Here is a 9,850-nt window from a genome sequence, read left to right as displayed (position 1 = left end):
ATCGACCGGCCATTCTAATTGTCATCAAACCGGTCAAAGTAGTTGACGTCGGATAGCAGCTGGTGGCATGGCCATCAGGTCCTGATTGCGCCGGAATGGATCGACGACGTCAGTTGGTTGGATCGAACCCTCTCGGTCGATCTGACGCGCAGCGCGGTCGAGACCGCCCCCATTTACGATGCGTCCGCGCCACCAGAGGACGGCGCCCACGATAGAGGCCTGTATACCGCGCACGGCCCGATCGACCGCGACGTGGGCCGCAGGCAACCGCCCGCATGAACGCGAAGCCGCCCGGTCACGCGCCATGACACAGAGACCGAGCGCGGGGGCGGCCCATGGTCGAGTGGTGCAAAAGCCGTGGCGGAGGCCAAGCAGGCGTCTGGAAACGGGCGTTGCCAGGCCGCGCGGGCATCACCTCTGACGGCGATAATTGGTGTTATATCTTGTGTGTACGGCGCAAGCACGAGCTCGACGGCAAAGGTTGTTTCGAGTTGCAGGGCAGCGGCGGGGATGGCCCGCCGGACCGCATAGTGGCGGACGGCTGACGCGCCGCGCTTCTTCGGAGATACACCATGGCGCCCAATGCAGACCTTCCCCCAGACCGCACGGGCTCGCGAAATGTTCTAAGCCGGCATCCATTACGCTTCCATCACGGCCATCGCCATCTGGGTGCGGTATTCGGCAGCGACTGGTTCGGACAGAAAGCCGAGGCGTTCGCACGCTATTTCGGTACTCCGCATTTCCTCATCGCACAGACACTCATCGTCGCCCTCTGGATCCTGGCCAACGGCGTGGGCTTCGCCCGGTTCGATCTGTATCCGTTCATTCTGCTCAATCTCGCCTTCAGCCTGCAGGCCGCCTACGCAGCACCGCTCATCCTGCTGGCCCAAACTCGACAGGCCGATCGCGACAAGGCCAACGCCGAAGCCGATGCCCTCCACCGCGAAGAGCTGGCAGCACTGAGCGAGCATCGGCAGACCCTGATGTCGGAGCAGAGCACACAGCTTCTGGGATTGATGGAACAGAACAACCAACTAACCGAACTCAGCAACGAAATCAGCAAACGCATCGAGTCGCTCACGGCAGAGGTGCACCAGAACCTCATCGAAGCCAACAAACCGCCCAACTGAGCAGGCCTCCGATAGCACGACAGCCGAGGTGTGCGCCACTCGCCGTGCTGGACCACTTCTGCCGCCGGTTCCCGGATAGTCCGGCGCTTGTGTCCGCACGGCTATCGCCATAGATCGGGCCACCGCCAAAGATGTAATATCGATCGGCTCGAGCGGACTAACCATGCAAGAGGTTGCAGCGTTTTCCTGTAGCCTGTTGCGGTTCGGCGTCTTTGCGCCATGGAACCGACTCGGTCTCGGCCGGCTACGGGTGGCTGGCGACCGTCGGCGCTCCGGTGCGCGAAAATCGCGGGGAGCGTTATTCATATTGCGGTCTTCCGAGCCTGGCATGCGATGACCTGAGCACCGACCTCCGACCCCGATTTAGACAACGCTTCATAACCGGCGATGACATCGAACAGCTCCTCATCGATGGCGGCCTGGCGCTGGCGATGAAAACGCTGATTGAGGCTCTCCAGAATATCCTCGATATTCTTATCCGCCCGCTGCATGGCAGCCAGACGACTGGCGTTCTCGCTGGCCAGCGATTCGGCACAGGCCTGGAATAGCACCACGAACAGGTATTCGCGGATGAAGGCCGGCAAGGCCGCCGGATCTCCGTCGAGCACCTCGGGCCAAGCATGATGTCCGGGCCAGGCGCGCTCGGCATGCTGACGGTGCCAGGCCGGGTCCAGCGGCAACAGCACCCGGGCGGCCGGCGCGTAGGTGCCACTATTTTGAGGCCGGTTATGAAAGATATGGAGTGCGCTGAACCGCCCCCGCGCTTGAGCGGACTCGATTTCGACCAGAAGCTCACCCACCAACGGCGCGATCCCTTGCGAGGACGTCGGTACCGGCGACAGCTGTAGCGTTTTCAAGCCTCGGTCGACGATCAGTGCCTGCATTCGCTCGCCGACGACCCAGATCGGCCCCGGCGTGCCGTCAACTGCTCTAATGTGCTGGATAACGAAATCCAGCAGCACCTCGTTGAAGCGCCCAACCAGGCCTTGATCGGAACCCAACACGATAGCGCCGATGACGGGCTGGCCCGAGTGGCTGGGCTGGATCATGGCATCCGCACCCATCGAACGACGTAGGCACAGCGCCAGACCGGTCGCGACCGTCTGTTCGTAGCCCCCCAGCGCCCGGACCGCCTGTTCATACTGCACGATGCTGGACGCGGCCAGGGCCTTCATCGACCGCACCACCGACTGCAGATCACCGGCACCGCCGATCTTTTTGCGCAGATCCTGGATCGATTCGCTCATGATGCCGCCTCTGCGGGTGAAAACGGCGCCAGCGCGGTTGTCGCCACCGCAACAAGCGCCTGACGGTCGGCATCCGACAGCCTGTCCGCCGAAAGCAGGCGCGCGGCGACTTGCGCGGGCATGTCGGCTGCTGCCCGCCGCAGCGCCTGCTCCGCCTCCGATAGCCGCGCGAGCTCGACGGGATCGAGCAACCCATCGGCAAGCGCCAGCAGCACCGTAATCTGCTCGGCCACGGGCACCGGTGCCTCGTTGGTCTGCTTGAGACAGGCCCGGATACGCTCGCCGTGGGCGATGACCTTGCGGGTCGCATCATCCAGCCGGGTGCCGAAGCGGGCAAACGTCTCCAGTTCCTCGAACTGGGCATAGTCCATCTTGAGATTGCCGGCGACGGCGCGATAGGCCGCACGCTGGGCGGCCCCGCCCACTCGCGATACCGACATGCCCACGTCCACGGCCGGCAGCACGCCGAGGTCGAACAGCGACGGCGACAGATAGATCTGGCCGTCGGTGATGGAGATCAGATTGGTCGGGATATAGGCCGAGATGTCCTGGGCATTGGTCTCGATGATCGGCAGTGCAGTCAATGAACCGCCTCCCAGGGCCTCGCCCAGGTGCGTCGCGCGCTCGAGCAAGCGCGAATGGATATAGAAGATATCGCCGGGAAATGCTTCTCGCCCAGGCGGTCGGCGCAGCAACAGCGACAGCTCGCGATAGGCCCGGGCGTGATGGGTCAGATCGTCATAGACGATCAACACGTCACGCCCGGCTTCCATGAAGAACTCGGCGATCCGGGTCGCGGCATACGGCGTGATGTACGCCAGCCCCGGCGCCTGCTCGCCCTCGGCCACCACCACCACGCAGTAGTCCATCGCGCCCTGCTCTCGCAGGGTCGCCACCACCTGAGCCACCGCCGCCGCGCGCTGGCCGATCGCGCAGTACACGCAGATCACGTCCTGGCCGCGCTGATTGAGAATGGCGTCGAGCGCGATCGCGGTCTTACCGGTCTGGCGATCACCGAGGATGAGCTCGCGCTGGCCCCGCCCGATCGGGATCAGCGCATCGATGACCTTCAGCCCGGTCTGTAACGGCACCTCCACCGGGGCGCGGGCCATGATCGCCGGCGCCGGACGTTCGACCGGCAGCCGCTGGCCTGCCGCTACGGGACCCAGATCGTCCAGCGGCTCGCCGAGGCCATCCACCACCCTGCCGAGCAGCGCGTCGCCGACCGCCACGTCCATCACCCGGCCGGTCCGCTCGGCCGCGTCACCAGCCTGCAGCCGTTGATAGTCGCCGAGCAGAACCACCCCTATCGCATCGGCATCGACGTTGAAGGCAATGCCGAGCAGCCCGTCGGGAAACCGGACCAATTCCTCCGAACCCACCCCCGGCAGGCCCGACACGGTGGCAATACCGGTGGCAACGGCAATGACGGTACCGGTTTCGCGCAGCGCCAGTTGCGGCGCGCCGTCGTCGCTCAATGCACGCAGCCCCGCGAGGCCGCGCTCGACGGCTGGCTGGACCAGGGCCGACACGCTCATGAGGATTTGACCGGCGCAGCATCCGGTGCCGTCTGTGCTGCCGGATCGGCGGCTGGCGCCGTGTCGCTGGGGCCCGCCGACGCGACTTGCGCCGCAAGCAGCTTATCGAGCTTGTCGCCCAGCGCGGCAAGATAATCTTCGATGCGCCACGCCAGCTTATGGCCGCCGGCCGTCAATTCGATACCGCACAGTTCGTCCGGCGCGGTCTGGAAGGCAATTGGGACCGGGGCGCCGACCACCGTATCCAGCGCCCGCTGGATCGCAGCTTTTGCCGGGCCGTCCAGTTCGAACGTACTGCGTAAACAGGCCGGCTCGGTGGCAACGCGCAATACATCCGCCAACGCGGCCTGCGCTGCCGGATCCATCTCCTGCAAGCGACGAACGAAGACAGCGGCCATGCGCGCTTCCAGCTCGGCGTCGGCCAGATCCACCAGCGTCTTGCGGGCTGCAGCCAGCACTTCATGGCCCGTGAGCCCCGCAATGGCCTCGCTCAGATTCGCGCGCTCGGTCTGCAGCGCCGCCCGCTGGCGGGCCCGCAGCGCGTCGCCCGCCGCACGCGCGTCGGTCAGCAGCCGGGCCTCTTCTTCGGCGGCATCATCGGCGGCCTTGGCCATCAGCGCGTCGCAATCGGCGTCAAATTGGGCATTGCGCGCCAGAAAGTCTTCGCGTGCCGCGTCCGCCGCTGACTGCTTGCGGCTTGCATCGGCCAGCGCCGAGGCAATAAGCGCCTCGCGCGCGTCGATGGCTTTCATGATCGGCTGATACAGAAACCGCTTGAGCAGCCATACCAGGATTAGAAAATTGACCAGCTGGGCGCCGACGGTGAACCAGTCGATCAGCATGTTTCACTGCCCGCCGGCCGCGGCCGTGACGTGGCCCCAGAACGGATTGGCGAAGATCAGAATCATCGACACGACGAAACAGTAGATCGCGGTCGACTCGATCATGGCCAGACCCACGAAAAGAGTCCGGGTGATGGTGGCCGCGGCGTCCGGCTGCTGGGCCAGCGAAGCGAGCGCGCTGGCGACTGCCCGACCCTCGCCGAACGCCGGGCCGAGACAACCGATACCGGTCGTAAATCCGGCGGTGAAGATCGATACGATGGCGATCATTGTGCTGCTGTCCATGGACGTTCTCGTGTGGCAGTCAGGGGGCGGACGGCGGTGGCGCGGTCGTGTCGGGTTCGGCTTTCGGATGTCGCACAACGGTCGCAGCGGCGATATAGACAGCCGCCAGAATGGTGAAGATATAAGCCTGCACCATGCCCGTGAGCAGGCCGAGGGCGGTCATGACGATCGGGAACAGTAGCGGCGTGATCGTGATCAGAATGGCGATGATCATGGCACCACTCATCATGTTGCCGAACAGGCGGATCGCCAGCGCCAGCGTGCGCGACAGCTCGCTGATGATGTTGAATGGCAGCATGATCGCGGTCGGCTGCAGATAGGTCTTGAGATAGGCCGGCATGCCCTGCTCGCGGATGCCGAAGAACGGCACGGCCACGAATACGCACAGTGCCAGCGCTGCGGTGGTCGAAAGCGAGCCGGTCGGTGGTTGGTAGCCGGGAATGACGGTGCAAACGTTAGCCGTGGCCAGAAACAGGAACAAACTGCCCAGAAAGACGAGATAACGTCGCGGCTGTTCGAGGCCTGACTCCCCGATCTGGGCGATAAGGGTCGTGACGATCAACTCGAGAGCTGCCTGCCAGCGCGATATCGGTCCATCCGTGACCAGCCGCCGCGTGATCAGATACGAACCCAGGGTGAGTATCGCCATCAAGCCCCAGGTGGTGACGATGGTCAGGTTGAACGTGGCGAAACCCATCCGCCACAGCACAACCTGATCGGAGCTGAGGTTCACGGCGCCGTCCCCGCTGTCGACCGAATGGGTAGCCAGGCGGTCACGATGAAGCGCGCAATCACGAACCCGATCAGGCAGGCCAGCAGTCGGTGCCAGTCGCCCTGGCCCACGACATAGAAGCCGGCCACCGTCACGCCGATCCGCACCAGCAGGCTCGGGCCAAGCCACAGCGCCGGCTGTGGGGACGCGAGGCCGCGCCGCAGTGTCCACCACAGGCCGCCGAAAAAGAATGTACCCAGTGCACCGCCCGCCAGCAGCGCAAGACCCAGTTCCGGGAGATTACTCATCACAGTCCTCCTCATCCTCGTCGTCGTTGCGCAACGCTTTCTGTTCGCGAGCCACCCAATGCCAGGCGTTGGCGCCGCCAATCACCAGCCCGGCCACCAGCAGCACCAGCGTCCAGGACTGACCGCCCGGATGGCGCCCGTCCAGCCAAAGCCCGAGCAGCGCCCCCCCCACGGTTGGCACCGCGACCGACCAGCCAATCAGTCCGGACATGCCCAGGCCATACCAGACGCCGGTACGGCGCCGGTTCAGCGCTCGCCGCTTTCGTGCCGTCTTGGCAGCAATTTGACGGGTGAAGCGGTCCTCGCTAGCCGCCAGCCGTTTCTGGCGATCATCGTCGTTCATGGCCGAGCCCCACAATGCGCCGCATGAACGCGCTTTCGATCCGGGCACTGGCAGCCCGCGCCTGGCGCTGGGCGGCGTCGAGTTCGAGAAATTCGTTGGCCACCGCATCCTGCAGCGTTTCAAGATCGGCGCCGCCGACGGCCTGCCTCACGGCGACCAAAACGGCCGTTCCGGTCTTGACGAGCACGCCAGCATCAACCGCGATATAGACCGCACCGGCCGCGGCTGTCTCGTAGGTCAGAATGCCGGGCCGCAACGCGACCGCACAGTCGAGCCGATGCGGCAACAGCCCGAGCGAGCCGGCCGCGGTATCGGCGATCACGCGCAGTACGTCCGGCACATCGGCGAACACCTTGAACGGCAGCAACACTTCAAGACGCATGGCGGGCCTCCGGTTCGGACGCGGCCGCGGGTGCCGAGCCGGCCGTTGTCGATGCCGCGTCGGCGACGTCGCCGATGGCCCCGATCATGTACAGCGCCTGTTCCGGCACGTTGGCGAACTCGTCACTGAGGATGCGCCGGCAACCGTCGAGCGCGTCCGCGAGGCTGACCTGCTGCCCCGGAATACCGCTGAACTGTTCGGTGGCGGAAAACGGCTGGGTGAGGAAACGCTCGAGCCGGCGTGCCCGGGCAACGACCTTGCGGTCATCGACCGACAACTGCTCAAGCCCGAGCATGGCGATGATGTCCTTGAGCTCATCGTACTGGGCCAGGGTTCGACGGATCTCGCTCGCCAGCGCGTAATGCGCCGCACCCACGATCCCGGGCGTCGCCATCTTGGAGTTGGATCGCAGCAGATCGATCGCCGGGTACAGGCCTTCGCTGGCGCGCTTGCGCGAGAGAACGATCGACGACGAAAGATGCGAGAACACATGCACGGCGGCCGGATCGGTGAGATCGTCGGCCGGCACATAGACCGCCTCGATCGCGGTGATCGCGCCGGCTCGGGTGTTGGCAATCCGCTCCTCCAGCCCGGCCAGTTCCGTGCTCATGGTCGGCTGATAACCCAGCCGGGACGGCATCTGACCCATCAGGCCCGAGACTTCCATACCGGCCTGAATGAAACGAAAGATGTTGTCGATCAGCAGCAGCACGTCACGATGTTCGACGTCGCGAAAATACTCGGCCATGGTCAGGGCGGCATGGCCGACCCGGAAACGGGCACCCGGCGGCTCGTTCATCTGCCCGAACACCATCACCATGTTCGGCAACACGCCCGCTGCTTCCATGGCATGGTAGAGATCGGCGCCTTCACGGCAACGCTCGCCGATGCCGCAGAACAGGCTCACGCCGTGCGCCCGTCCGATCATGTTGTGAATGATCTCGGTCAGGAGCACCGTCTTGCCAACACCGGCGCCACCGAACAGACCTGCCTTGCCGCCCCGCTCCAGCGGCACCAGCACATCGATGGCCTTGATGCCGGTGGCGAAGATCTCGGACCGGGTCGAGCGTTCGACCAACGGCGGCGGCGCCTGATGCACGCTGCGCCAGGCCATGTTCTGCGGCGGCGGTAAACCGTCGATAGCCTGGCCGAACACATCGAACATGCGCGACAACAAGGCTTTACCCACCGGCGCGCGCAGCGGCCCGCCGCTGTCGGTCACCGGCATATCACGCGCCAGGCCCTGCGTCGACGTCAGCGCGATCGCGCGCACCCGGCGCGCATCAAGCTGGGACAACACTTCCATCACGATCTCGCCGTCGTCGCCAGCGTATAAAATCGTATAGATGGGTGGCAGATGCGCCGCGAAGCCCACATCCACCACGCTGCCGCGCACGGCCACGATGACACCGTCCGGGGTAGCTTGCGGATCAGCCGTCACGGCGCGATCCCCGTTTCGGCGCGCACTGGCGCGAACGTGCAGTCAGACCGGCGCCCGGAAACATCGGCGACGTACCACGGAGCCCATTACTCATCGTCGGCCCTCCTGTTCGGATGCGGTATGCCCCGCGATTCCCCTCCGATTTGGTCAGCTTGTCGCGGCGCTGCCGTGAGGACGGTGAAGTGAACTTCAATTCTTCGACTCGCAGCTGCGCCTACTATCAGCCTGCGGCGACCGCACCCCGCCGTCTGTACGCCGCCCCACACAGGCGAGCGGCCGGCCGGAATGAAAAAATGGAACTCGAACTGAGCTTCGGCCCCGAAACCGGACATCCCGGCGCACACAACAGCGTTCAGACCGTCGGCCGGCAACCCGTTGGCCCGAAACGCCATCACATCGCCGCCCCGTGAATAGCCGATCAACAGCACATGCGGTTTGTGCCAATGACTGCGGTCAGACCGCATGACCCGGCACACGGACCGCGCGCTGCCTCTTTGGCCGACATGAGCTGCCGTAATAGCGCAGCCAGTCGTAGCCGACCACCGGTCTACTGTGGGCAGCCAATGTATGGCGGACGCCCTGGTCGATGCCGGCCCAGCCGCCCTTCGCCGACAACATGATCACCATCATCTGCGACCCGCAGTCGAGCGCAGCTGTGACGGCACCCCGCGGCAGACCAGCCGGGGTTCAATCCGGGTCGCGTGACGAGTGGATTCGAGCCTTTGCGTTCGCAGGGTCGATCGCGTGACGCGTCCGGCTCGGACCGGCGTACGGTCGCGGCTCGTCCGTCCGCATCGAATCCTCGAATTCCAACGACCCCTGGGCCGCGATTGCACCGGCGGAGGTGGCCTTGCCCCGGAGCAGCCATTCGAAAACGACACCCACCAGCGCGCCCAGCACCGGGCCGACGACGTAGACCCAGGAGGTCTGGAAATTCCAGCGGATCAGGTCCGGCCCCAGCGACCGCACCGGGTTCATCGACGCACCGCTGATCGGAGCGGCCCACAGACCGGCAAGCGCAATATAGGCGCCCACCGCCAGCGCGCCATTGGTACCGATATTGCGCGCCCCGGATGCGGTGCCAAGGATCGTGTTCACCAATCCTGCCGTCAGCACCACTTCGATCACCAGGGCCGTGCAGCTGCTGATGCCGGGGCCGGGCACCGTGGCCCCGAGCAGGCCGGCCGTGCCGAAAAGGCTGCGCAGAAAGACGGCGGCAGCGACCCCACCGGCCAGTTGTGCCAGGCAGTAGCCCGGCACGCGGCGCCACGGAAAATTTCGGCGTACGGCAAAGGCCAGCGTTACCGCCGGGTTGAGGTGTGCGCCGCTAACCGCCCCCATGAAGTAGATGATGGCCATCACCATCATCCCCGGCGCCACCACGATCATCGCCAGACTCAGCTGCCCGTCGCTGACCGCGCGCACGACGCCGCCGCCAGCCGCTACCATAACCAGCAGAAACGTACCCCACAGTTCAGCGAACAGCCGTCGCCACTCCAGCTTCGAGTTGAGGAAGTTGGGCGATAGCTGCGGATCGAGCATGCGTCGATGTACGCGGCGTCGTGCTTGATCTTCGTTCGTGCTCATGCCAGCGATGCGGTCGGTGTTGGTCGAGTTTTCGG

General features: G+C 65.1%; 14 protein-coding genes. 2 read left to right on the top strand and 12 right to left on the bottom strand.

Features of this window, described 5'->3' with window-relative positions; translation table 11 throughout:
- Positions 1-42 precede the first annotated feature (42 nt).
- Both ACS8Y6_RS15685 and ACS8Y6_RS15680 read left to right on the top strand, forming a co-directional pair.
- Positions 43-279 carry a hypothetical protein gene (locus ACS8Y6_RS15685; protein ID WP_440855967.1) on the top strand — a complete coding sequence of 79 codons (237 nt, stop codon included), beginning with the start codon at positions 43-45 and terminating at the stop codon, positions 277-279.
- 293 nt (positions 280-572) lie between these two features.
- Positions 573-1,130: a DUF1003 domain-containing protein gene (locus ACS8Y6_RS15680; RefSeq protein WP_440850655.1), complete on the top strand. Its 558-nt coding sequence runs from the start codon at positions 573-575 to the stop codon at positions 1,128-1,130.
- A gap of 302 nt (positions 1,131-1,432) precedes the next feature.
- Here ACS8Y6_RS15680 and ACS8Y6_RS15675 read toward each other — a convergent pair whose 3' ends face one another.
- The 12 genes from ACS8Y6_RS15675 to ACS8Y6_RS15620 form a co-directional block, all read right to left on the bottom strand.
- The gene (locus ACS8Y6_RS15675; protein WP_440850654.1) at positions 1,433-2,377 is read right to left on the bottom strand and encodes a F0F1 ATP synthase subunit gamma; all 945 of its coding nucleotides are present in this window, start codon (positions 2,375-2,377) and stop codon (positions 1,433-1,435) included.
- On the bottom strand, positions 2,374-3,915 hold the full coding sequence (locus ACS8Y6_RS15670; RefSeq protein WP_440850653.1) for an alternate F1F0 ATPase, F1 subunit alpha: 1,542 nt from the start codon (positions 3,913-3,915) through the stop codon (positions 2,374-2,376). The genes ACS8Y6_RS15675 and ACS8Y6_RS15670 overlap by 4 nt, the downstream gene beginning before the upstream one ends.
- Complete coding sequence (locus ACS8Y6_RS15665; RefSeq protein ID WP_440850652.1) at positions 3,912-4,757, bottom strand: F0F1 ATP synthase subunit B family protein; 846 nt, start codon at positions 4,755-4,757, stop codon at positions 3,912-3,914. The genes ACS8Y6_RS15670 and ACS8Y6_RS15665 overlap by 4 nt, the downstream gene beginning before the upstream one ends.
- Positions 4,758-4,760: 3 nt before the next feature.
- Positions 4,761-5,042, bottom strand: a complete 282-nt coding sequence (locus ACS8Y6_RS15660) for a F0F1 ATP synthase subunit C (protein WP_440850651.1) — start codon at positions 5,040-5,042, stop codon at positions 4,761-4,763.
- Positions 5,043-5,061: 19 nt separating this feature from the next.
- Positions 5,062-5,775, bottom strand: coding sequence for a F0F1 ATP synthase subunit A (locus tag ACS8Y6_RS15655; protein WP_440850650.1), 714 nt, complete (start codon positions 5,773-5,775; stop codon positions 5,062-5,064).
- Positions 5,772-6,062 carry an N-ATPase subunit AtpR gene (locus tag ACS8Y6_RS15650; protein WP_440850649.1) on the bottom strand — a complete coding sequence of 97 codons (291 nt, stop codon included), beginning with the start codon at positions 6,060-6,062 and terminating at the stop codon, positions 5,772-5,774. Before ACS8Y6_RS15650 ends, ACS8Y6_RS15655 begins: the two co-directional genes overlap by 4 nt.
- Complete coding sequence (locus ACS8Y6_RS15645; RefSeq protein WP_440850648.1) at positions 6,055-6,405, bottom strand: AtpZ/AtpI family protein; 351 nt, start codon at positions 6,403-6,405, stop codon at positions 6,055-6,057. Before ACS8Y6_RS15645 ends, ACS8Y6_RS15650 begins: the two co-directional genes overlap by 8 nt.
- Entirely contained in the window at positions 6,392-6,787 is a 396-nt protein-coding gene (locus ACS8Y6_RS15640; RefSeq protein ID WP_440850647.1) for a F0F1 ATP synthase subunit epsilon, read from the bottom strand. The genes ACS8Y6_RS15645 and ACS8Y6_RS15640 overlap by 14 nt, the downstream gene beginning before the upstream one ends.
- Positions 6,777-8,228 (bottom strand): F0F1 ATP synthase subunit beta, encoded by a 1,452-nt coding sequence (atpD, locus tag ACS8Y6_RS15635; protein WP_440850646.1) that lies wholly within the window; start codon positions 8,226-8,228, stop codon positions 6,777-6,779. Before atpD ends, ACS8Y6_RS15640 begins: the two co-directional genes overlap by 11 nt.
- An 86-nt stretch (positions 8,229-8,314) precedes the next feature.
- On the bottom strand, positions 8,315-8,704 hold the full coding sequence (locus ACS8Y6_RS15630) for an AcvB/VirJ family lysyl-phosphatidylglycerol hydrolase (protein ID WP_440855966.1): 390 nt from the start codon (positions 8,702-8,704) through the stop codon (positions 8,315-8,317).
- Positions 8,682-8,846, bottom strand: coding sequence for an AcvB/VirJ family lysyl-phosphatidylglycerol hydrolase (locus ACS8Y6_RS15625; protein ID WP_440855969.1), 165 nt, complete (start codon positions 8,844-8,846; stop codon positions 8,682-8,684). The genes ACS8Y6_RS15630 and ACS8Y6_RS15625 overlap by 23 nt, the downstream gene beginning before the upstream one ends.
- A 69-nt stretch (positions 8,847-8,915) precedes the next feature.
- On the bottom strand, positions 8,916-9,770 hold the full coding sequence (locus tag ACS8Y6_RS15620; protein ID WP_440850643.1) for an MIP/aquaporin family protein: 855 nt from the start codon (positions 9,768-9,770) through the stop codon (positions 8,916-8,918).
- Positions 9,771-9,850: the final 80 nt, after the last annotated feature.

It is taken from the genome of Salinisphaera sp. RV14 (assembly GCF_052044135.1).
Lineage (GTDB): Bacteria > Pseudomonadota > Gammaproteobacteria > Nevskiales > Salinisphaeraceae > Salinisphaera.
This window is presented reverse-complemented; position numbering and strand designations above follow the sequence as displayed.

Coding starts and splice junctions, on each gene's coding strand:
- ACS8Y6_RS15680 (WP_440850655.1), top strand. CDS start 573: ATGGCGCCCAATGCAGACCTTCCCCCAGACCGCACGGGCTCGCGAAAT.
- ACS8Y6_RS15675 (WP_440850654.1), bottom strand. CDS start 2,377: ATGAGCGAATCGATCCAGGATCTGCGCAAAAAGATCGGCGGTGCCGGT.
- ACS8Y6_RS15670 (WP_440850653.1), bottom strand. CDS start 3,915: ATGAGCGTGTCGGCCCTGGTCCAGCCAGCCGTCGAGCGCGGCCTCGCG.
- ACS8Y6_RS15665 (WP_440850652.1), bottom strand. CDS start 4,757: ATGCTGATCGACTGGTTCACCGTCGGCGCCCAGCTGGTCAATTTTCTA.
- ACS8Y6_RS15660 (WP_440850651.1), bottom strand. CDS start 5,042: ATGGACAGCAGCACAATGATCGCCATCGTATCGATCTTCACCGCCGGA.
- ACS8Y6_RS15650 (WP_440850649.1), bottom strand. CDS start 6,062: ATGAGTAATCTCCCGGAACTGGGTCTTGCGCTGCTGGCGGGCGGTGCA.
- ACS8Y6_RS15645 (WP_440850648.1), bottom strand. CDS start 6,405: ATGAACGACGATGATCGCCAGAAACGGCTGGCGGCTAGCGAGGACCGC.
- ACS8Y6_RS15640 (WP_440850647.1), bottom strand. CDS start 6,787: ATGCGTCTTGAAGTGTTGCTGCCGTTCAAGGTGTTCGCCGATGTGCCG.
- ACS8Y6_RS15625 (WP_440855969.1), bottom strand. CDS start 8,846: ATGTTGTCGGCGAAGGGCGGCTGGGCCGGCATCGACCAGGGCGTCCGC.
- ACS8Y6_RS15620 (WP_440850643.1), bottom strand. CDS start 9,770: ATGCTCGATCCGCAGCTATCGCCCAACTTCCTCAACTCGAAGCTGGAG.